The sequence below is a fragment of the Colwellia sp. C1TZA3 genome, from assembly GCF_007954265.1.
Classification (GTDB): Bacteria; Pseudomonadota; Gammaproteobacteria; order Enterobacterales; family Alteromonadaceae; genus Cognaticolwellia.
In genome coordinates this window covers 31046-52974 of the sequence record NZ_VOLS01000023.1, presented here as the reverse complement: position 1 = coordinate 52974, position 21929 = coordinate 31046, and the positions used below count along the sequence as shown (strand labels likewise).

Sequence of the window (21929 nt, the reverse complement as noted above, 5' to 3'; positions counted from 1 at the left end):
ACCTGTAGGTCAGGCTTTGCTCATCAGGTTATTTGCCTGCATCACAATTGACGGACTGAAGTCCGACCTGCAAAAGACCTGCAAAAAATTGCCTGTCTATCGCGTTAATCACCGGCTATAAAGTTGACGGACTGAAGTCCGACCTACAAAAGATCTGCAAAAAAATTGCCTGTCTATCGCGTTAATCACCGGCTATAAGGTTGACGGACTGAAGTCCGACCTACAAAAGACCTGCAAAAAAATTGCCTGTCTATCGCGTTAATCGCCCGCTATAAAGTTGACGGATTGAAGTCCGACCTACAAAAGATCTGCAAAAAATTGTCTGTCTATCGCGTTAATCGCCGGCTATAAGGTTGACGGACTGAAGTCCGACCTACAAAAGATCTGCAAAAAATTGTCTGTCCATCGCGTTAATCGCCGGCTATAAAGTTGACGGACTGAAGTCCGACCTACAAAAGATCTGCAAAAGACCTGCAAAAATCTGCAAAAACCTGCAAAATAACTATCTTGATTTATTCATTTGCTTGCCATTGAAAAATCATGGTGGCTAAAGGAGGAACAGACAGGATAAGCAAATTATCTTGTCCCGCATACGGCTCATTGACCGAGTTGACACCACCACCATTACCGATATTACTGCCGCCATAGATGCTGCTGTCAGTATTTAAACATTCTCGATAAAAACCTGACAAAGGTACACCAACATAAAAATTTTCGTAACTGGTTGGTGTCAAATTAACAACCACCAAAGCGGGTGCCGTACCTGCTTGCCCTTTTCTTAAATAAATCAATATTGATTGTTTATTATTTTGTGAGTCTAGCCATTCAAAGCCACTACCATCACAATCAAGCTCGTGTAATGCTGGAATGCTTTTATAAGTGCGGTTAAGATCTTTTATTAGCGTTTGTACGCCTTTATGGTTGCTCTGTTCAAGCAAATGCCAATCTAAACTTTGATCATGATTCCATTCGTCACGTTGAGCAAATTCACAGCCCATAAACAATAGTTTTTTCCCCGGATGAGTCCACATAAAGCCGTAGTATGCCCTCAAATTGGCGAATTTTTGCCAATCATCGCCCGGCATTTTATTAAGCAATGAGCCTTTACCATGCACGACTTCGTCATGACTGATCGGTAAAACAAAGTTTTCACTAAAACTGTAAACTAAACCGAAGGTCATTTCGCTGTGGTGGTGTTGACGATGAATGGGATCACGTGCCATAAAGTTTAACGTGTCGTTCATCCAGCCCATGTTCCATTTAAAGCCAAAGCCTAAGCCACCACCGTCAACCGGTTTAGATACACCAGGCCAAGCGGTTGATTCTTCAGCAATCATCATAACACCGGGATGTTTTGCATAAGAGCGAGTATTAACTTGTTGTAATAATTCAATGGCTTCTAAGTTTTCTCGACCACCATGAACGTTTGGTAGCCACTCTCCCGCTGCCCGGCTGTAATCTAAATACAGCATAGAGGCAACGGCATCAACACGTAAGCCATCAATATGGAATTGATCTAACCAATAAATAGCGTTACTGATCAAGTAGCTTTGTACTTCTGCACGACCGTAGTTATAAATAAGGGTCTGCCAATCGGGATGGAAACCTTTGCGAACATCTTCGTGTTCATAAAGACAAGTACCATCAAATTTACCCGTACCATGTTCATCGGTCGGAAAGTGTCCTGGCACCCAATCAAGTAGCAAACCAATACCCGCGCGGTGACAACAATCGACAAAAAATTTAAAGTCTTCCGCACTACCAAAACGTGCGGTAGGTGCGAAAAGTCCAATCGGTTGATAACCCCATGAACCGTCAAAAGGGTATTCACTTACTGGCATTAGTTGCAGATGGGTAAAGCCCATTTCTACAACATACGGTACTAATTGCTCGGCTAATTCACGGTAAGTTAAATAACTTGGCGCGTGAGTGTTATCAGCATTATTTTCTGCGTTTCTTTTCCAAGAACCTAAATGCACTTCGTAAATAGCAACCGCTCCATTATAATGATTTGATGAGCTGTCGCGTTCATTTATCCACTGCTCGTCTTGCCATTGATAGTCACTGTTTTGAATAACTTTAGACGCAGTTCCGGGGGCAAGTTGCATAGAAAAAGTATAGGGATCGGCTTTTAAAGCTTGAATTTCACCGTTTCTATCGGCTATTTCATATTTATAACTGGCGCTAGCAGTAACATTGGGGAGAAATATTTCCCAAACGCCTGAGCCTGGATGTTTGCGCATGACGTGGCGTCGACCATCCCAAAAGTTAAAATCCCCCACCACAGAAACACGAGACGCGTCAGGAGCCCATAAAACAAAATGCGTTCCTTGAGCATTATTGACAGTAATTTCATGAGAGCCCATCCATTGATAGGTTTGCTCGTGCGTACCTTCACAAAAAAGGTATAAGTCTTGAGGCTTTAATAAGGAAGGATAACGATATGGGTCATCAACAATCACGCTTTCATTTTTATAGTGAACGCGTAAACGGTAATCAAATATATTTCTTCTTCGCCCTAGTTTTCCTTCAAAAAGTCCAGCTTGATCAACTATATTTAGCGTTGCCACCAATTTATTGTTTTTGCTATCTATTACCTCGACACTCATTGCCTCAGGTAAAAAAGCTCGTACAATTAATCCACTTACTGTTGGGTGGTTATGCATGCCTAAGACAGAAAAAATATTTTGATGCTGCACATTAACTATGGCTTTAACTGTTTCGTTATCTAACAAGCTTTTTGCTAGGTTATTCATTACGTCTTCCTAGTATATCGTTAACTCTTTGTGTCATTACTTTTTAACAACTTGAATTTAAATTAAAATATCAAAAAAGGTGTCAAACATAACCCATCAAAAGAAAACCCTAAATATTCACTTACAATAATTCAGTACAAACTGACCTTTGTAAACTGCTATAAAAGTTAAGTAAAATTGATAATAACGGGTAATTTCATCCATGTTAGAAATTACCCGTAAAATGAATAATGCTTATTATACCAATCCCATTAAGTTATTGCTCACTTGTACTAGTTAAAATAGCGCAAGGCTGTGTTGCTCTCAATCCCAATAGCCAGCTATTGCTCAATCGAGCGCCTTACCTTGAGTTATTTTTCCTGCGCACAACAAGATCACAAACTTAATGGAACTGGTATTACTCACTAGTCAGCGTGCTTCTCTAGTTTTTCAAGCATATCTCTAGTAACTAAAACCACACCTTTGCTAGTAACCCTGAAGCCCTTAGCCCGGTCATCGTCATGATTTATACCAATTTCCATGCCTTCTGGAATAACGCAACTGCGATCGATAATAGCTTTTTTAATTTTACTGTTACGATTAATAATCACCCCAGGTAAAATAACTGATTCATCAATATCACAGTAAGAATTAACTCTTACTTTTGAAAATAACAAAGAGCGTTTCACTGTAGAACCAGAGACAACAACGCCGCCAGATACTGTAGAGTCAATGGCTATACCACGACGGTTATCTTGGTCAAATACAAATTTAGCCGGTGCTGTTTGTTCTTGAAAAGTCCAGATAGGCCAATTTTCATCGTACATATTAAGTTGCGGCTCAGGAGCCACTAATTCCATATTAGCTTCCCAGAAAGAGTCTAAAGTACCCACATCACGCCAGTAGGGTTGCTTCTCGCTATCAGGGTCTTTAAATGGAAAAGCAAATACCCGATGAGACTCAATTATTTTAGGAATAATGTCATTACCAAAATCACCACTTGAGCCTTCTGCCGCCGCATCTTTCTCTAGTTGTTCAAATAAGAACTCAGTATTAAAAACATAATTGCCCATTGACGCTAAGGTAATGCCGGGTTTACCGGGTACTTCAGATGGATTGGCCGGTTTTTCATCAAATCGACAAACACGACTCTCTTCATCAACAGTCATGACACCGAACTGACCCGCAGCCTCTTCAACAGAGGTTTCAATACAACAAACGGTCATATCAGCGCCATTAGCAACATGCTGAGCGAGTAGTGGACCGTAATCCATGCGATAAACGTGATCACCTGATAAAATCATGACATATTTTGGTAATTCATGTCTGATGATATCGATGTTTTGAAAAACAGCGTCTGCCGTACCTAAATACCAACCATCACCCTTTTGTTGTGATGCCGGTAAAATTTCAATTGATTCACCTAATTCTTTTTTAAAGTGTCCCCAACCACGGCTAATATGACGAATTAGCGAGTGCGATTTATATTGAGTAGCAATACCTACACGCCTAATACCTGAGTTAATACAGTTTGATAAAGGAAAATCGATGATCCTAAATTTACCACCAAAAAACGTTGCCGGTTTCGCTCTTCTGTCTGTTAATTCATAGAGTCGTGAACCTCGGCCCCCCGCCAAAACCAACGCATAAGTTTCTTTTGTTAAACTACTTATTCTTCTTTCTACATAATTAGGCATAACGTATCCTATCCTTTATCAACATTTGTTAACGTTCAATAAATAGCGTTTTACTTTTTATAGTAAATTACTAAAGCTTCCATATTTCATCTCGATACTGCCTGATCGTATGATCGCTCGAAAACACACCGCTGGCTGCCGTGTTTAAAATACTCATTTTGGTCCACAACGTTTGGTTTTGATAAGCTTTATCAACACGGCGTTGTGCTTGAAAATAGCTATCAAAATCATAAGCTGTTAACCACATATCATCTGGGTCACGAATAGTATTTATGATTGAATCAAAAATACAGGGTTCAAATAAATTAAAGTGACCACTTTCTAACAAGTGCATTACTGCCGATAACGTTGCAGAATTGGCGATAATTTCATTAGGTTGATAATTTTCTCGAATGCCTGAAATTTCATGCGCTTGAGCGCCAAACAAGAAAAAGTTATCCGCGCCAACGGCATCTCTAATTTCAATATTTGCCCCATCTAACGTACCAATGGTCAGCGCACCATTCATCATGAACTTCATGTTTCCCGTACCCGATGCTTCTTTACCCGCCGTTGATATTTGCTCAGATAAATCAGTCGCTGGGCAAATAATTTCCATCGCAGAAACATTGTAATTTGGCACGAAAGCCACTTTTAAGAATTTCGCTGCTTTAGGGTCTAAATTAATGGTGTCAGCGACATTATTAATCAGTTTAATAATCTCTTTCGCCATAACATAGCCTGGCGCTGCTTTACCGCCAATGAGTACACAACGCGGTGTAATATCTGCTGTATCGCCTTTGCGAATACGATCGTACAGACCAATAACATGCAAAATATTCAGGAGTTGACGTTTGTATTCATGAATGCGTTTAACTTGCACATCAAACATCATATCAAGGTTAAATTTGACACCTGTTGCTTGCTCAACATAGTCAGCTAAAACGGCTTTGTTGGCCTTTTTACTTTCTCGCCATTGTTTTTGAAAGGCTTTTTCTTCAGCAAATTTAGCTAATTGATCGACATTGGAAAAATCAGCAACCCAGCCTTTATCAATTTTACTTGAGATGAGTTCAGCTAAACTTGTGTTGCAATGAGATAACCAACGACGTGGTGTAACACCGTTCGTTTTGTTATTAAATTTTTCAGGCCAAAGTTGATAGAAGTCGTTAAATAACCCGGCTTTTAAAAGTTTGGTATGCAAGGCTGCTACTCCATTAACTGAATAACTGCCAACAATTGCTAAGTGTGCCATGCGCACCTGTGGTTCATGCCCTTCTTCAATTAATGACAATGCTTGCTGCTTAGTCGAATCTCCAGGCCATGCAACAGCAACCTGTTGCAGAAAGCGGGCGTTAATTTCATAGATAATTTCTAAAATACGCGGTATTAGCTTGGCAAATAAACTCACCGGCCATTTTTCTAACGCTTCAGGTAATAGCGTATGGTTGGTATACGCCATCGTTTGTGAGGTGATATTCCATGCGTCATCCCATGGGATACGATAGTCATCCATCAAAATACGCATCAATTCGGCAACAGCAATGCTTGGATGGGTATCATTTAGTTGAAAACTATTCAGTTCAACAAATTGATCAAAGTTGTCACCACAGTTTTCAACATAACTATTAATGGTGTCTTGTAGGGATGCTGAAGATAAAAAGTACTGTTGTCTTAGACGCAGCTCTTTACCATTTTCACTACTGTCATTTGGATAAAGCACCATAGTGATTTGTTCGGCTAGATTTTTTTTAGCGACCGACTCGGTATAACTACCGGCGTTAAATTCATCCAGATCAAATTCATCTGTCGCTTCAGACTTCCATAACCTTAAGGTATTAACAATACCATTTTGATAGCCAGGAATTGGCATATCATAGGGTACGGCAAGCACATCTTGGGTATTATTCCATTGGCGATATTGCTGACCATTACGTTTTTTAATCACATCAACATGACCAAAAAATTTCACTCTGATGGTTTTTTCTGGTGCGGCAATTTCCCATGGATTACCATTACGTAACCAATTATCCGGGTGCTCAATTTGAGCGCCATTTTTAATTTCTTGATTGAACATGCCGTATTCGTAACGAATACCGTAACCAATAACCGGTAAAGACAAACTGGCACAGCTATCTAAAAAACAGGCAGCTAAACGTCCTAAACCACCGTTACCTAGGCCAGCATCATGCTCTGATTGCTCAACATCTTCTAAATCACAGCAATAGCCTTTTAAAGCATCACGAACCGTATCATCTAAATCTAAATTCAAAATGGCGTTATTAAGGGTTCGCCCCATTAAAAATTCTAACGAAATATAACCCACTCGACGTTGATGGCCACGAGATTCTCTGGTTTTTTTCCATTGAGCCACTAAATGGTCACGAATGGTGACGGCAAGTGCGTTATAAAGGTATAAGTGAGAGTCTTGAACCTTGTCACGACCTAATGAAAAATGGAAATGTCGGGCTAAATCTTCTGAGAAAGTGTCTTCATTCATCAAAACACTGCCACTTGATGCAGTAATTTCACATTGGGTATTTTCTTTATTCACAATCAGTACATCCTATTTATTTTTATAAACAATCATTTAATAAAACAATTGTTGAAAATGGTGCCATGGTGATCATTCGCTCTGCCGGTATATTTCGAACTTCCTGTTGCTCACTGCTCGACGTTGTATCAACCATCACTTGCCAGTGTTTTATGGTGTCAATCTCTGGCAGTTGAAACTCAATTGATTCTGCTCCGGCATGAAAAAGGCATAAAATTACCGGCGTATCTGGCGCTTTTTCTTCGATCAAATAACCTAACGTTGCCGCATGATGAGAATGCCAATGCTCTTTTTGCATAGCAAAGCCTGATGGATGGAACCAGGTAATATCCACGGCAGATTTTTTATCATCTTTATGAATAAAGCGATCATGGGATAACATAGAGAAACGTTTTCTAAGTTCAGCCAAACTAGCGGTAAACGATTTAAGTTCTTGCGCGTATAGGACGTTTTCATCCCAATTTAACCAATTTATTTCATTGTCTTGGCAATAAGCATTATTATTGCCCTGTTGACTGCGCCCTATTTCATCTCCAGCAAGTATCATAGGTACGCCTTGAGACAACATAAGGGTTGCCATCATATTTTTTATTTGCCGCAATCGAAGTGACAAAATATCTTTATCGGTAGTTTCGCCTTCTATACCCTGATTATGTGCAAAATTATCAGAATGGCCATCCCTATTATTTTCACCATTGGCTTCATTATGGCGATCTTGATAACTCACCAAATCACGTAACGTATTACCATCATGGCTGCAAAGAAAATTGATGCTAGCAAAAGGTTGGCGTCCACTGTGTTCAAAAATATCACTTGAGCCATGAATTCTCCGGGCAAATTCAGGCAACAGGCCTTTATCTCCTCGCCAATAACGTCTCATGGTATCTCGATAACGATCGTTCCATTCAGACCACGGCGATGGGAACCCGCCTAATTGATAGCCTCCTGGACCAATATCCCAAGGCTCAGCAATAACTTTGACACTATTGAGAATGGGATCTTGTAAAATAGCATCCAAGAAGCCATTACTTTTATCAAAACCATGTAACTCTCGACCTAAAATAGGGGCTAAATCAAATCTAAAACCATCAACACCCATCACTTGAACCCAGTAACGTAAGCTGTCCATGACCATTTGCAATACCCGAGGGTGACTAATGTTTATGGTATTTCCGCAGCCAGTATCATTAATATAATATCGTGGCTCAGCAGAATTTAAGCGGTAGTAAGACTTATTGTCTATGCCTCTAAAGCTTAGTGTTGGTCCTAATCTATTACCTTCACAAGTGTGGTTGTAAACCACATCAATGAGCACTTCAAAACCGGCTTGATGGAGTTCATCAACCATGCGTTGAAAATCAAGTATTTGATCTTGGTTTAGATAATCTTGATGGGGAACAAAAAACGCCATTGAGTTATAGCCCCAATAATTAGTTAGCTTTTTGTCGGTTAAAAATTGCTCTGAAATGAATTGCTGTACCGGTAATAATTCTATCGTTGTAATCCCAATAGCACGATAATGAGCGATCATCGCAGGATGACTGAGGCCTAAAAATGAACCTCGTAAATGTTCAGGCACTTTAGGGTTTAGTGCGGTTAAGCCTTTAACATGACCTTCATAAATAACGGTATTTTTCCACGCTATTGGCTGCCTTGGAATAAGCGGAGCAGAGGGGTCCATAACAACAGCTTTAAGCATAACATCGGCATTATCTCTAGCGTCAAAAGACAAGTCTTGTTTAGGATCATGAACATTATAAGCAAAGTGGCGTTCTGACCATGAAAAGTTACCTTTTAATGCTTTGGCATAAGGGTCTAACAATAATTTATGATGATTAAAGCGATGACCAAACTCTGGTGTATAAGGTCCATAAACGCGATAACCATAGACTAAACCTGCTTTAGCACCTTTAAGGAAACCATGCCAAATATTATGTTCACATTGTGGTAAAACAAAGCGTTTTAATTCTTGGCAACCATGTTCGTCAAAAATACACAGTTCAATTTTTTCAGCATGAGCTGAAAAAATAGCAAAATTAACCCCGGTCTCAGCAACAGTTGCCCCTATTGGATAGACACTGCCGGGCTCCATTCTATATTGTTCCATGTTTCTCCAGTAACGAAAGATAGCTGACTATCGTTTAATTTATCGTAAAATGCCATCTTGCATAAAGTATTTAATACCAAAAAGACTAATTAATTGATCATCCTCAAATGCTTTACATAGTAAACTTCATTGAGTGCAATCATACAGGCTCGCTATTACTCGTAATTGCTCCTGCATTATTCTACTTACGGGCTCCATACCCTAATCAATTACAGCCATTGAATTTTGGTCAATAATTTAATTCATTTAGTATATGAAATAAAAACAAAGGCTTAATGAACATATTTATAACATTATTTGCGTTTTAAACTGTTGTATCTACTACACTATTCTCAGTGCCAAATTCATTAGCTAGGTATTGGTCAGCTTGATAATCATTTTCCCACTCAGTATTATTTAAAAGGTAACGAAAATGGAAAATGCCCCCTTTAGGTAATCTCAGCTTGGTTTTAAAACTCTTTGATTTTTTATTAAACTTCATTTCAATAGCTTGCCAGTCATTAAAATCACCAACCAATGCAGCTGTAGTTACATCACTTCTATTAAATTCAAAAGTTACTTCAGCTTCATCTTTGGTTTTAAAAAATTTCTTAGTTAGCATTGTTATTCTCCATTAATCATGCACTAATTAATTTAACATCACTGATTGTGCTTTATTTTTGTTGTAAATTTATGTAAAAAAATTACATTTAATAAATATACCGCTAATAAACGTCAAAATCAAAGCTTTATTTGTTGTAATTCTAACCTATACATTGTTAAAATTACAACAATATGTAATTTTATTTCACAATTAAAGAGAGTTTGCATGAGTCTCATCGAACAGTTAGCCGATATAGTAGGTTTTCACTCAAGTTACACCGGAGCATTTGGCGATCGTGTACACGCTAAAGACCAAGCTAAACGAGCCTTGTTAAAAGCAATGGGCTTCGAATTGGATGACGATTCATTAACTACATCAATTGAATATTTAAAGCAAAGTCAGTGGCTTAATATATTACCCGTTGTTCATATTGCCAAACTTGAAGACCAACAACATGCGATTAAAGTAAGTCTGCCTAAAATTGGCAAGTTACTACTCAATTGGAAGGTAACACCTGAAGTAGGAAGTGAAATAGGCAATGAAGTTGTAGGCTCTATTAACGTTGACAACATGCAAGTTATTGCGGAGACAAAAATAGGTAAAACACAATATTGCCAATATTTATTAATTTTACCTACATTTGAACAAGGTTATTACCAACTGACTATCAGCTTTGGTGATGATCAAGCTAGTTGTCCGCTACTCTATGCACCTAAAACCTGTTACAGCGCTCAAGAGGCTTCAGTTAATAAAGTATGGGGTTACACAGCCCAATTATATTCACTGCGTAGTAAAAAAAACTGGGGAATGGGAGATTTTACTGATTTATATAATCTTGTTGAAAAATCAGCGCAGCATCAAGCCTCGACTATTGGATTAAATCCATTGCATCCGCTTTATCAACAAAATCCTGCACACCGAAGCCCTTATTCGCCATCGAGTCGTTGCTTTTTAAACCCGCTTTATATTGATGTAAGCAAAATACCAAACTTTGAGCGCTGTGAACTCGCACAAACAAAAGTAAAAAGTAAAGCCTTTCAACAAAACGTTGCTGATGCTAAAGCAAGTAATTTAATTGATTATCCTGCGGTCGCAAAACTTAAGTTTGAAATCACCGAATTATTGTTTGAAGATTTTTATCACCAAGATACCCGTGCCAATAAAACCGATTGTTATAAAAAAATGTCAGTAGAGTTTGAGCATTTTAAAAAAACAAATGGTCATGACTTACAACGTTTTGCAACGTTTGATACCTTGTATGAATATTTTAATTTGGCTGATGAAAATACCTATGGTTGGCCCGATTGGCCAACCAATTTTCAAGATCCAGATAGTGAAGAAGTACATAAATTTCAACTCTCTCATGCGACACGCATTGAGTATTTTTGTTTCTTACAATGGATAGCACATAAACAATTGAGTGCAGTCACTCAATATACAATCGACAAAGATATGGCGATTGGCTTATATCTCGACTTAGCCGTGGGCTGCGATGGCTCAGGTTTTGATGTTTGGTCTGATAAAGAGGTTTATGTTGCTGGCGCTTCAATTGGCGCCCCACCAGATGGTATGAACCCGCTAGGACAAAATTGGGGATTAACGCCTATCAACCCTGTCGCATTACAAAAACAGGGCTATCAGCCGTTAGTAAAAGCACTTCGTAGCAGTATGCAATATGCCGGTGCTTTGCGTATTGACCATATATTAGGCTTAATGCGTCAATATTGGGTAGCACCTGGCATGGCAGCCAATGAAGGTGTTTATATTAATTTTCCTTGGGATGATATTTTACGGGTTATCGCCTTAGAGTCTCGTCGTAATAAGTGCGTAGTGATTGGTGAAGACCTGGGTAATGTGCCTGAAGGGTTTAGTGAAACTATTCAAAATGCAGGCCTTTTATCCTTCAAGGTATTGTTTTTTGAGCGTTGGCAGTCTGGTTTATTCAAACGCCCTGAAAATTTCCCCACTCAATCAGTGATAACTGTTGCCACACATGACACCGCAACATTAGCTGGTTGGTGGCAAGGGCGAGATTTACAGTGGCGTCAACAACTTAATCTTTATCCTAATGATGAAGCCGGAGATGCTGACAGACATGCACGAGCCAGTGAACGTGAAAACCTGCTTGCGGCTTTAGCCGATCTACAGGTAATCGATATGAGCCAAGCACCACAACTTGAGCCTGCAATGATGAACACTGAACTAAGCACTGCTGTACAAAAGTATTTAGCCACTTCACCTAGCCATATTCAACTTATTCCACTGGAAGATGCCTTGGAAGTACCAGAACAAGTGAATATTCCAGGCACCATAGATCAACACCCTAATTGGCTACAAAAGTTACCGGTAGCACTAGAAGATTTTTCTCAAACAAGTTCAGTAAAGAAAATAGCCCAAGCGATGAATATAGCGAGGCCAAAATAAATAGAGTTACTCATTGCGATATTATTTACGTAAAAATGCTTCGATCACTCATTAGCAATGAAAATGTCTAATGAGTGATTTCAAAAGATTAAAGCTGTGAATCAATTAGCTCCAAGGCTTCGTCTAAAATTGCTGTCACGGCATCGCGTGCTCGATCTGGGTTACGCGATTTAATAGTATTTAGAATGTCTGCATGTTTTTTTACATCAGCTCCTGGCACACCCTTAATTTTATTGGTATATCGAATACTCACCCTTAATGCGGTACCGATAAACTCAGTAAGCTGCACAAAAAACCGATTGCCACTAGCAACGAGTATACTGGTATGAAAAGCAATATCAGCATCGAGTGGATCATCTAAACCTTGATCGGCTTCAACCATTCGAGACAAGGCTTTTTCAATATCTTCCAATTGCTCGTAAGTTGCGTTCATTGCTGCAAGTGCTGCTGCTTGAGGCTCTATAGCCAATCTAACCTGAGTGAATTCTTTTAATAAAGCTAGTGATGGCTTGCTACTCAATATCCAGGTTAATACGTCAGTATCAAACATGTTCCAGCTGTTTTCAGGTAACACCCTAATGCCTTGCTTAGGACGAGAAGAAATCAGCCCTTTTGCAGAGAGCATTTTTACTGCTTCACGAGTAGAGCTGCGGCTAACATTATACTGCACACATAAATCAGCTTCTGAAGGCAAACCTCCACCAACAGGGTAAGTACCCTCAACAATCGCAATGCCTAAATCGTAGGTAAGTTGATGTGTTAAATTTTGTCTAGGTGACGGTTTCATTTAATAGTGTTCCGACTGGTATCATTAATAAGTTATATCTTATTTAATTCTATACAATTATGATATAACTTTATCTAGCTAAAAAATAGTAATGAAAAATTAAAGCTATAAAATTATTTTAAATACATTAAATGTTTGGAGCATGATAATGAGTTTATCAACTCAATATAAAAGTTTGAAAGATAAGGTAGTTTTTATTACCGGAGGTGCCGGTGGCATTGGCGCCTCGATGGTTAAAGCCTTTAGAGCACAAGGAGCCAAAGTAGCATTTATCGACTCAAACAAAGAAATGGCAGAAGCATTAATCACCGACTTATCACCATTATCAGACAATACACTATGGTATAAAACCGTTGATGTTACAGATTCAATTGCCTTACAAGAGTCAATATACCAAGCAGTGACACACTTTGGCGGCTTAGATGTGCTAGTCAATAATGTTGGCAATGATCATCGTCAAGATATTGAGAACATTTCAGCTTATGATTGGCATAAGTGTATGCAAGTCAATTTGGATCCTGCTTTTTTTGCTGCACAAGCTGCCTATAAAACAATGAAAAAAAATTCAACAGGTAGCATCATCAACTTTAGTTCTATTAATGCCTTGATTGGCCTACAACATATGACCGGATACGTTACCGCCAAAGCAGGATTAATAGGTATGACTAAAGCGTTATCAAAAGAATTTGGTGAACACAATATAAGAGTCAATGCGATTGTCCCTGGTTGGGTGGCAACTGAACGCCAATTATCAACTTGGTTAACAAGCAAAGAAGAACAAAAATGGACAGAATCTATGGCATTAAAAAAGAGAATATTGCCTGAAGACGTCGCTAATTTGGCATTATTTTTAGCCTCAAATGACAGTGCTCTTATCACCGGACAAGGCATTGTAATTGACGGTGGGAGAACATAATTGTCAGCTTATAACTATATTATTACCGTTGATTGGGGCACAAGCCATTTACGTGCATTTCTATGTGAAGTAAATACAGATAAAACCCTAACCCTTAAGGATGATGCAAATGGTTTAGGTGTCAATAAAGTTGTTAATAGCTTTGAACAGACGCTATTTGACTGCATTGACCACTGGGTTGTACAACACGGCAAGCTGCCAATCTATATGATGGGGCAAATTGGCTCAAGTATTGGTTGGAAAGAAACCGAGTATCTCCCCTGTCCAACCAAACTTGGAAATTTATCATCAAAATGTACTAACTTTGTTTGTTCTGGTCATAAAATCACCATTTTACCCGGGTTAAGTTGTCGCTTAAAAAATGATAACTACGATGTTATGCGTGGCGAAGAATTACAAGTATTAGGATGGCTACAACTTAATTTACAGCATTTTTCTGGTACCCATTTACTTTGTTTACCCGGGACTCATACAAAATGGGTCTTCATTAAAGCGGGGGCAATTGAACTATTTAAAACAGCAATGACCGGCGAGCTCTTTGATTTATTGACTAACCATAGTATTTTAATTAAAAAAAATCATGCTACATTCGATAGTGCATCTTTTAAAAAAGGTGCAGACTTTACCTTAAAAAGTGAATTGGGTAGCTTTACTCACGGTTTATTTAGCGTCAGGAGTAAGCAACTTTTTGGTGAGTTAACCGATTCACAAGCCTCTTCGTATCTATCAGGTTTACTTATTGGTAGCGATGTTCGCGCGGCAATGAATGCAGAAGAATGGCAACTCTCAGAGCTAGGTGAAATAACTATCATAGGTACTACACATTTAAGTCAGCAATTTTCTCAAGTACTCAATATGCATGGCATCAAAACTAATATATGCAAAATGACAGAGATGACCTTGTTAGGATTTAATGCTGTTTATCAAAAAATAATGGCATTATCCTCCACAAAAATCTAAAAACTGATTATAGATATAGTAAGGATTTACGTTGAAAACGTTTATTAAAAAACACCCTGTTATTGCTATTTTACGTGGTGTAATTCCAAGCGAAGTTGTCGAAATAGCCCAATGCTTATATACCCAAGGTATTCGAGTCATTGAAGTGCCCCTGAACTCACCTCAAGCGCTAGAGTCTATTGCCAGACTCGTAATGACATTACCAAAAGATTGTTTAGTTGGTGCCGGCACTGTGCTCAGTTTAGAGCAGATTAAACAAGTTGAAAACATAGGAGCTAAACTCATTTTTTCTCCTCATTGTGACCCGGAATTGATTGAGTATTGTACCGTAAATAATTTGTATGTCGTGCCCGGCATAGCGACCGCTACCGAGGCTTTGTCAGCGTATAAAGCCGGTGCAAGGTGGTTGAAAATTTTTCCTGCACAGACTTATGGCTTCACTCATATTAGAGCCCTTAAATCAGTTTTACCAAATGACGTCCATATTATTCCAGTTGGTGGTGTTTCACAAAGTAATGCCCTGCAATGGCTAACATCTGACGCAAGTGCACTTGGCATAGGTAATAGCCTATATCAGCGTAATGACACCCTTGATATGGTAAAAAATAAAGCCATCTTATTAAACGACACCTTAAATGCAATTAAAATAAATAATGATCAATAAAACCGTAACCGCTCAGCTAATTCAGATTATTCCTTGCCAATGTCAGTTAGGAGAAAGCGTTTTATGGCATGTAGAGCAGCAGGCTATATATTGGTTAGACATTGAAAAATGTAATTTATACCGATTTTTTATCGTTAATCAAGCGGTAGAAAAGTTTGCTTTACCACAACGTATGGGCAGTTTTTCATTCACTAAAAATGATAATCAAATTATTGCAGCCTTTGAGCAAGGCATTGCTCGATATGATCTCAATACATCACAATTAATCTGGCTTACTCAGCCAGAATACCACGTTGTAGGTAACCGTTTTAATGATGGAAAAACAGATCGCCAAGGACGATTTTGGGCCGGTACCATGGTAGAAAGCGCAACAATATCAACACAGTCTGCTGCTTTGTACTGTATTGACCATCAGTTAGATTGTCATAAAAAAATAACTAATTTGCAGATATCAAATGGTTTATGCTGGAATAAAACAGGTGATATCCTTTATCACTCAGATTCATTAACACATGAAATCTTTCAATACGATTTTTGTAAGTATACCGCCAAAATCACTAATAAGCGCCTATTTGCTAGGACAGACGCATCCGCATTCCCTGACGGTTCAACGATAGATGCACAAGGATACTTATGGAATGCACAATGGGGCAGTAGCAAAGTGGTAAGATATAACGACGATGGTGAAATTGACTTTTCAATAACGCTACCCGTATCACAACCTTCTTGCGTTGCGCTAGGCGGGCCTAACTTAGATTGGTTAATTATAACAAGTGCAAAGCAAGGCTTGTCACAACATGATCTTACTCAAAAACCACTGTCAGGCGATGTATTCATTTATCAGTTGCAAGGAGTAACTGGTTTAGTCGAGCCAAAATGTACTATTTAACTGCTAGCTCAGAGCACTATAACTAGCATATGTAGCTCAATGGAACCTTTGCAAGTAGTATCACTAGACAAAAACAAGGCTTAATGCTTTAATTATTTTATCTTATAAATAATATTTATTTTCTTATGACTTCTATATTTTTAACTAATAATGTCGCCAACGTAGAGATATCTGCTGAATTTGGTGGTGCTATTTTGGCTTATAATGTCAAATTGAACAACAAATTCGTGGCCATTTTAAGAAACGCTAGCAAAGCAAAATCAGTGCTAGACAGCAGCTGTTTTCCTTTGGTGCCATATTCTAACCGTATCAGGCATGGTCAATTTAAATGGCAAGAAACGAATGTTTCCCTTGGGCTTAATCACTTGCCAGAAAAACACAGTATTCACGGTCATGGTTGGCAATTACCTTGGACGATAACCGATCAAACAGATAACAGTTTAACCTTGCAATATCATTATAAAACCGCTGATTGGCCTTATTCTTATAGTGCTAAGCAAGTTTTTACACTTGAAGATAAGGTGTTATATATTGCCTTAACGATTATTAATACGGCTGATTATTCAATGCCTGCCGGTTTAGGGCTACATCCTTATTTTAGCTTAACTAAAAATACATCGATTAAATGCGCGGTAGAGCAAATGTGGGCAGTAGATGATGAATGTATGCCAACAGCTTTAGTTAGCAAACCATTAACGATGGATAGTTCAGAAGGTTTACCTATACAAGGTAGCAATTTAGACAATGTATTTACCGGTTTTACTGGCGACGCAACGGTGACATGGCCTGAATTCAAAGCAAAAGCTACCATTAGCACAAGTTCAAATTGTAATTTCATGGTCATATACAGCCCAGAAGGAAAGGACTATTTTTGCTTAGAACCTGTAACTCATTGTACCGACGCAATTAACATGATGGGTAAAGGTATAAAAAACACTGGAATGGTGTCCTTAGCACCTCAAGAAAAAATGACTGTATCAATGCGAATTACACCTGAAGAATTAACAGAAATATAATCAAAAGCTAAACATAAAAAAGCTTTTTTTAACTTGTTATCTTTAGAAAATCTAGACAAGTTTACCTTATGATGAAGCTAGTGTTTGCTGTTGACGTTCTGAGCAGCTAAGTTTTATAAGCAAAAAAATGCGAATGTCGTGATACTTTATTTAATCACGACACTCGCATTTTTTGTTAGAGAGTTACAAGCATATAAATGCCTGTAAAATTCAACATTTTCCGGTTAGTTTTTCGTTAGCTACTCACTGCATTCAATTCAAAAATTAGTGACGATTGCGGGAATAATACCGGCAATTGCTTACCCATTTGCATCAGTGCTGCCCCTGTAAATTTTTGCTGATCAATAATACTTAATACGGAAGGTGAATATTCCTTTAGCTGAGTTGGCCAAACCAGTGATAGTTGGTAAGTTTTTTCAGCATCTAGTCCAACAAAACGATATTTAGGTGGAGTAGTTCGCTTGGTTTCCTTGACACTGTTGTAAGCAAAAAGTGCTTGCGATTTAGCTTCATTAATCAACCCAAAATTAATTGAATCACCATCATTATTTAACCGTAACAACTTACCGCTGTGAATTAACTGACGATGCTTTTTATGTAAAGCAATAATGGCAGTTAATTGCTCACATTCTAATTCAGTCAGTTCTCTTGGGTCCATCTCAAGTCCCATATGACCAAAAAATGCTACCGCAGCGCGCATTTCCATACTTACGATTCGACCGGTAATATGACATTCTCTTGGGCCAATATGTGCACCCATAACTTCGCTAGGAAAGAAGAATGAACAACCGCGTTGAATAGACAATCTATCTAGGGCGTCATTAGAATCAGAAGTCCATACACGGTCCGTGTGAGCAAGCACACCGTAGTCAACTCTAGCGCCTCCTGATGAACAGCTTTCAATTTCAACATGCGCATGCTTGTTTTTAATGCGATCAATTAACTGGTATAACGCTTTCGTTTGCTGATGAATAGCAGGCTTACCTAAGGCATTGCCGGCATGATTTATATCTCGATTCATATCCCATTTAATGTAAACTATTTTCGGATACTCTGTGAGGATGTCATCAATGGCGTGAAATAAATACTCAACCACCTCGGTGCGGGTTAAATCCAGCACTAATTGATTGCGAAAATTTAACTGCTCATTACCTATCGTAGCTAATACCCAATCAGGATGTGCACGGTATAAATCGCTATCAGGGTTAACCATCTCAGGTTCAAACCATAAGCCAAATTCCATACCTTGTTGATTAACATGATCAATAATAGGCGATAAACCGTCTGGATAAATTTCTTTGTCGACAACCCAATCACCTAAACCAGCAAAGTCTCCGCGACGACCTTTAAACCAACCATCGTCTAAAACAAAGCGTTCAGCCCCTAATCCTGCAACTTTATTAGCCAAGCTTTTTAAGGTGTCTACATCGTGATCAAAGTATATGCCTTCCCATGTATTGTAATGAATCGGGCGAGGCTTTTGACTTAGTTTCTCTGAAAGCAGTTCACGGCGAACAAACTGATGGAAACAATGAGATAAACCACTAAAGCCTTTATCAGAATAAGCGGCATAAAGTATAGGGCTTTCATACGATTCGTTTGGCGCCAGTTCAACTTCACCCGGCATAAGTAGTTCACCTAGTTGCACATAGCTGCGCCCTTCAGGCAATAGCTCTGCACGCATTTTATGATTGCCACTCCATCCAATATGAAATCCATAACACTCCCCTGCTTGTTCGTGGGTAAAGTTGTTATGCATCACCATACCTGGGAAATTATCATGCGATGTTTTGCCTTTACGATTTTCTCTAACGAAACTGCCAAGAAACAGATCAAGTGAATGGCATTGAAACTCATTAGACCAACGCCCTTCAAATGACATGATTTTATTCATTTGATCGGGTAAAGTTATCGTTGGCGCCGCGCACCAATTAACGGCTAATGATTGTTCACTTAGGTTAACAACTTTTGTTGATGCCGTTAAAACATCAGTATCTTTATGTAATGACAGAGTATGCACTACTTTAATATGGCGAAGTTCATCAATACTTTCAAAGCATACATTTTGCTCATCAGGCTGGATAATATTGACCAAATCACCACCAACCGACCAGCCATAATCATGATTATTAAGCTCAAGGCCGGGAGCTCCCGTAAAACCTTGACCTAACAAGGGCGACAGAGAAATAGGCGCTTCAACAACCAACGAACATTTAGCTTCTTGTCTGGTCGACAACAGGCTTAACATTTGTGCAGAAGTTTGCTCAGATAAAAGCTTTCCCCAATAAAGAATGGCTGGCGTTCTATTTTGACAATCAACAATTAAGCTAGAATTAGTACTATTAAGTTGAACATAGTGCTGGGATGGTTTCATGGTAAGCGTCCTTCATCTTGAAATATTTTTCTGATATTTTATTAGCTGCTATTAGCATTATTATATTTGTAGACCTAAAATTGCACTATTTAAGTTACAAAGCCAAATCTCATTTTAAATTGACTAATATAATTAGCTCAATGTAAATACCACTGGAATATATCATATAAATAAGGTTAGTATGTATAAAAGAATTTAAATAAAATAGCGGAATATAGTAAATGTTAGGTGTTTGTTATTACCCAGAGCATTGGCCAGAATCAATGTGGGCACAAGATGCTAAAGAAATGCGTGAACTAGGTTTACGTTATGTGCGCATTGGTGAATTTGCGTGGTCAAGAATAGAATCAAGTGAAGGTGTTTATACTTTCGCTTGGTTAGACCGCGCAATTAAAACTTTAGCAAGCGCAGGCTTAGAGGTGATCATGTGTACGCCTACCGCGACGCCTCCTAAATGGTTAATTGATAAGTATCCTGATATTTTGCCTGTCGATATTAATACCGGTGCAACGCGTGGCTTTGGTTCACGACGTCATTATGACTTTTCCAGTAAAGACTATTTTCGTGAAGCAATGCGTATTTCAGCAGTATTGGCGAAAAGATATGGCGAACACCCGGCAATTTGCGGTTGGCAAACAGACAACGAATTAGCTTGTCATGATACTACGCATAGTGGTTCACTCGCTGCAAAAGAGGCATTTCAAACCTGGTGTAAAGCGCGTTATCAGACTATTGATAAACTCAATACCGAATGGGGCACCATTTTTTGGTCAATGGAATATCAAAATTTTGCACAAATTGAGCTACCTATTCTAGCGGTGACTGAAACCCACCCTGCGCACCAATTAGCTTATCGACGATTTAGCTCTGATCAAGTGATCAGTTTTCACAACCGTATGATAGACATCATTCGCCAATATGCGCCTAATAGGTTTGTAACACACAATTTTATCCCTATGGTTGATACGCAAACCGATAATTACGCGCTCGCTGAAAATTTAGACTTTGTCAGTTATGACAATTATCCATTGGGCCGTTCAGACTTATTTTTTGCCGACAAACCCGCTGAAGAATTTAAGTCATACATGCGTACGGGCCACCCCGACTTTGCCAGTTATGACTTTGACCAAAGCCGTGGCATTAGTAAAAAGAATTTTTGGATTATGGAGCAACAGCCTGGCCCAGTTAATTGGGCACACCATAATCCTCGCCCTGAAAAAGGTATGGTACGTTTATGGTCTTGGCAAGCTTTTGCTCATGGTGCTGATTGCGTATGTTATTTCCGTTGGCGCCAAGCTCCATTTGCTCAAGAGCAAATGCATGCAGGAGTTAAACGCAACGACAATTCAAGGGCTGCGGCGTGGGCTGAAATTGAGCAAATGCGTGATGAGTTAACCGCAGTAGATTTTTCAATTGATGCACCTGTACAAGCAAAAGTGGCCATAATTTCAGGTACAGTTAATCAATGGGTCAGCGAAATTGAACGCCAAGGTGATAGTTATAACCATCAACAAACAGAATTTTCATACTATTCTGCGTTACGTCAGTTAGGCCTAGCAGTAGATTTTATTGCTACCAACAGTGATTTTGAGCCCTACGACTTAATTATTGCGCCATGTTTACCGATTGTAGATGATGCTTTTATTAAAAAATGTCAGCAAGCAAGTGCTCATATCGTTTTTGGCCCACGCTCTGGTAGCAAAACCGATGAACTTTCTTTAGCGCCTAACCTTCCTCCGGGTAAGCTGCAAACACTATTACCCATTAAAGTGTTATCTACCGAAACTATACGACCAGATTGTAGTGAAAAATTACATTATAAAGGAAAAGTATACGAGAGTAGATGTTGGCGCGAAGAGCTTGATGTGCCCAAGGAAGTTATTGTAGTTGCACAATACCATGATCATACGCCAGCCGTTGTGCGTCATGGCAATACAAGCTACATAGCGTCGTTAACGTGTGATGCATTTTTATTGAGCTTATTTGAACACTTGGTAAATGAGTGTGAAATACCTACGGTACGCTTACCAAAAGATATGCGTGTTGTTCATCGCGGAGATCTTGCTTATGTTTTTAACTACGCAAGTTATCCGCAAACATTTCCTGATCTCAACATGGGCACCTTTATATTAGGTCAGGCACAACTAAACGCTTTTGACGTTGCAATAATTAAAATAAATAAATAGATAAAAACTGTTGGGCTGCGCTAAATAGCTTGTAGCTTTATATAAAACTAGTAAATAT

The 21929-nt window shown here is 38.8% G+C and carries 14 protein-coding genes; 7 read left to right on the top strand and 7 right to left on the bottom strand.

Features of this window, described 5'->3' with window-relative positions:
* Positions 1–512: 512 nt before the first annotated feature.
* From glgB to ESZ39_RS08825, 5 genes are all read right to left on the bottom strand, one after another.
* Positions 513–2756, bottom strand: a complete 2244-nt coding sequence (gene glgB, locus ESZ39_RS08845) for a 1,4-alpha-glucan branching protein GlgB (protein ID WP_146879552.1) — start codon at positions 2754–2756, stop codon at positions 513–515.
* A 404-nt stretch (positions 2757–3160) separates the two neighbouring features.
* Positions 3161–4432, bottom strand: a complete 1272-nt coding sequence (glgC, locus tag ESZ39_RS08840) for a glucose-1-phosphate adenylyltransferase (protein ID WP_146879551.1) — start codon at positions 4430–4432, stop codon at positions 3161–3163.
* Positions 4433–4502: 70 nt separating this feature from the next.
* The gene (locus ESZ39_RS08835) at positions 4503–6968 is read right to left on the bottom strand and encodes a glycogen/starch/alpha-glucan phosphorylase (RefSeq protein ID WP_411266868.1); all 2466 of its coding nucleotides are present in this window, start codon (positions 6966–6968) and stop codon (positions 4503–4505) included.
* A gap of 19 nt (positions 6969–6987) precedes the next feature.
* Entirely contained in the window at positions 6988–9072 is a 2085-nt protein-coding gene (gene glgX, locus ESZ39_RS08830; protein ID WP_146879550.1) for a glycogen debranching protein GlgX, read from the bottom strand.
* A gap of 304 nt (positions 9073–9376) precedes the next feature.
* Entirely contained in the window at positions 9377–9673 is a 297-nt protein-coding gene (locus ESZ39_RS08825) for an isoamylase early set domain-containing protein (protein ID WP_146879549.1), read from the bottom strand.
* Between the two features lie 207 nt (positions 9674–9880).
* Here ESZ39_RS08825 and malQ point away from each other — a divergent pair, with 207 nt between their 5' ends.
* Positions 9881–12079 (top strand): 4-alpha-glucanotransferase, encoded by a 2199-nt coding sequence (gene malQ / locus ESZ39_RS08820; protein ID WP_146879548.1) that lies wholly within the window; start codon positions 9881–9883, stop codon positions 12077–12079.
* Between the two features lie 88 nt (positions 12080–12167).
* Here malQ and ESZ39_RS08815 read toward each other — a convergent pair whose 3' ends face one another.
* Positions 12168–12866: a FadR/GntR family transcriptional regulator gene (locus tag ESZ39_RS08815; RefSeq protein WP_146879547.1), complete on the bottom strand. Its 699-nt coding sequence runs from the start codon at positions 12864–12866 to the stop codon at positions 12168–12170.
* A 148-nt stretch (positions 12867–13014) separates the two neighbouring features.
* On the opposite strand from ESZ39_RS08815, the gene ESZ39_RS08810 reads away from it, so the two are divergent.
* From ESZ39_RS08810 to ESZ39_RS08790, 5 genes are all read left to right on the top strand, one after another.
* On the top strand, positions 13015–13782 hold the full coding sequence (locus ESZ39_RS08810; RefSeq protein ID WP_146879546.1) for an SDR family NAD(P)-dependent oxidoreductase: 768 nt from the start codon (positions 13015–13017) through the stop codon (positions 13780–13782).
* Positions 13783–14742, top strand: coding sequence for a 2-dehydro-3-deoxygalactonokinase (locus tag ESZ39_RS08805; protein ID WP_146879545.1), 960 nt, complete (start codon positions 13783–13785; stop codon positions 14740–14742).
* A gap of 31 nt (positions 14743–14773) precedes the next feature.
* A complete protein-coding gene (locus ESZ39_RS08800) occupies positions 14774–15406 on the top strand; it encodes a 2-dehydro-3-deoxy-6-phosphogalactonate aldolase (RefSeq protein ID WP_146879544.1) in 633 nt (210 codons plus the stop codon).
* On the top strand, positions 15396–16295 hold the full coding sequence (locus ESZ39_RS08795; RefSeq protein ID WP_146879543.1) for an SMP-30/gluconolactonase/LRE family protein: 900 nt from the start codon (positions 15396–15398) through the stop codon (positions 16293–16295). The genes ESZ39_RS08800 and ESZ39_RS08795 overlap by 11 nt, the downstream gene beginning before the upstream one ends.
* 125 nt (positions 16296–16420) lie before the next feature.
* On the top strand, positions 16421–17311 hold the full coding sequence (locus ESZ39_RS08790) for an aldose 1-epimerase (protein ID WP_146879542.1): 891 nt from the start codon (positions 16421–16423) through the stop codon (positions 17309–17311).
* A 235-nt stretch (positions 17312–17546) separates the two neighbouring features.
* Here the strand turns inward: ESZ39_RS08790 and ESZ39_RS08785 are convergent, their stop codons facing one another.
* Positions 17547–19685, bottom strand: a complete 2139-nt coding sequence (locus ESZ39_RS08785; protein ID WP_146879541.1) for an alpha-galactosidase — start codon at positions 19683–19685, stop codon at positions 17547–17549.
* A 221-nt stretch (positions 19686–19906) separates the two neighbouring features.
* Between ESZ39_RS08785 and ESZ39_RS08780 the strand changes: the two genes are divergently transcribed.
* On the top strand, positions 19907–21871 hold the full coding sequence (locus ESZ39_RS08780) for a beta-galactosidase (protein ID WP_146879540.1): 1965 nt from the start codon (positions 19907–19909) through the stop codon (positions 21869–21871).
* The last annotated feature ends 58 nt before the right edge of the window (positions 21872–21929 follow it).

Bases quoted from the DNA above. Each gene is read 5' to 3' on its own strand.
- ESZ39_RS08790 (WP_146879542.1), top strand. From the start codon at position 16,421: ATGACTTCTATATTTTTAACTAATAATGTCGCCAACGTAGAGATATCT.
- ESZ39_RS08780 (WP_146879540.1), top strand. From the start codon at position 19,907: ATGTTAGGTGTTTGTTATTACCCAGAGCATTGGCCAGAATCAATGTGG.
- ESZ39_RS08825 (WP_146879549.1), bottom strand. From the start codon at position 9,673: ATGCTAACTAAGAAATTTTTTAAAACCAAAGATGAAGCTGAAGTAACT.
- glgB (WP_146879552.1), bottom strand. From the start codon at position 2,756: ATGAATAACCTAGCAAAAAGCTTGTTAGATAACGAAACAGTTAAAGCC.
- ESZ39_RS08785 (WP_146879541.1), bottom strand. From the start codon at position 19,685: ATGAAACCATCCCAGCACTATGTTCAACTTAATAGTACTAATTCTAGC.
- glgC (WP_146879551.1), bottom strand. From the start codon at position 4,432: ATGCCTAATTATGTAGAAAGAAGAATAAGTAGTTTAACAAAAGAAACT.
- ESZ39_RS08815 (WP_146879547.1), bottom strand. From the start codon at position 12,866: ATGAAACCGTCACCTAGACAAAATTTAACACATCAACTTACCTACGAT.
- ESZ39_RS08810 (WP_146879546.1), top strand. From the start codon at position 13,015: ATGAGTTTATCAACTCAATATAAAAGTTTGAAAGATAAGGTAGTTTTT.
- glgX (WP_146879550.1), bottom strand. From the start codon at position 9,072: ATGGAACAATATAGAATGGAGCCCGGCAGTGTCTATCCAATAGGGGCA.
- ESZ39_RS08795 (WP_146879543.1), top strand. From the start codon at position 15,396: ATGATCAATAAAACCGTAACCGCTCAGCTAATTCAGATTATTCCTTGC.
- malQ (WP_146879548.1), top strand. From the start codon at position 9,881: ATGAGTCTCATCGAACAGTTAGCCGATATAGTAGGTTTTCACTCAAGT.